This is a genomic window from Streptomyces murinus (genome assembly GCF_002154555.1).
Classification (GTDB): Bacteria; Actinomycetota; Actinomycetes; order Streptomycetales; family Streptomycetaceae; genus Streptomyces; species Streptomyces murinus.
The window spans coordinates 1-861 of the sequence record NZ_MUNF01001025.1 but is presented as its reverse complement, the minus strand read 5'-3'; the positions used below and the strand labels follow the sequence as shown (position 1 = coordinate 861).

The following is an 861-nucleotide window of genomic DNA, read 5'->3' as shown; positions in this document are numbered from 1 at the left end:
CAACTTCGGGAACGGGAACGGCAACTTCGGGAACGGGAACGGGAATTTCAACGGGAACGGCGGCTTCAACGGGAACGGCCGTTTCGAGGGCCACTTCAACGGCACCATCAGCGGCAACGGCCGTATCAGCAGCAACGGCAGGGGCGATGACTTCGGCAATGGCCGGGGCGACAATTTCGGACCCGATGAGGGCGGCCACGGCGGTGACTTCGGCAACGGGAACGGTGGCGACAACGGACTGCGCAACATCGTCGTCTCGCCGAGTGTGGTCGCGGCCGGGGGCCGGCTGACGGTCACGGTGCAGGGCTGCCGGCGCGGTGGCGAGATGGCCTCCCGCGCCTTCCGCACCGCTCCGCTGACGCCCTTCCGGGACGACACCTCGCGCGGAGTCGTCTACGTCAACCGCAACGCCCGCGCGGGCCGGTACGACATCTCCGTGCGCTGCGACGGCCGCACCATCACCCGGCCCCGGGCCTTCACGGTGATCGGCGGGGTCAACGGCGGGCTCGGCGGCAGCAGGACCAGCGGCGCGACGACCACGGACATGGCCATCGGCGGCGGTCTGGTGGGCATGGCCCTGATCGGCGGCGGGGCGTACTGGCTGCGCCGCAGGGGCGAGCGGCGGGCCTGAGGGGGAACCCCGAGAAACGCCCGGACCGGCGGCCACTGTGCGCGGGCCGCCGGTCCGGGACTCCTGCTGTCGGGCTGTCGGGCTGTCCGGTCAGCTCTTGATGCCCGGGAACAGATTGAGGAACGGTTCGGCGGTCACCGCGATGCCCCGGCTGTAGGGGGCGTCCAGGTCCCAGATCAGGAACAGCATGAAGGCGATGGTCGCGGAGAACAGCCCGGCCAGGAGCAACT

Annotated in this window: 1 protein-coding gene and 1 pseudogene; one reads left to right on the top strand and one right to left on the bottom strand. The window is 70.5% G+C overall.

Annotation, left to right across the window (positions count from 1 at the left end; genetic code table 11):
* A partial coding sequence (locus CCN72_RS41610) for a hypothetical protein (protein WP_341868915.1) occupies nucleotides 1–631 on the top strand: 631 nt, incomplete at its 5' end.
* 90 nt (nucleotides 632–721) lie between these two features.
* Here the strand turns inward: CCN72_RS41610 and CCN72_RS41765 are convergent.
* Nucleotides 722–861: pseudogene (locus CCN72_RS41765) on the bottom strand (bestrophin-like domain); the annotation flags it as partial.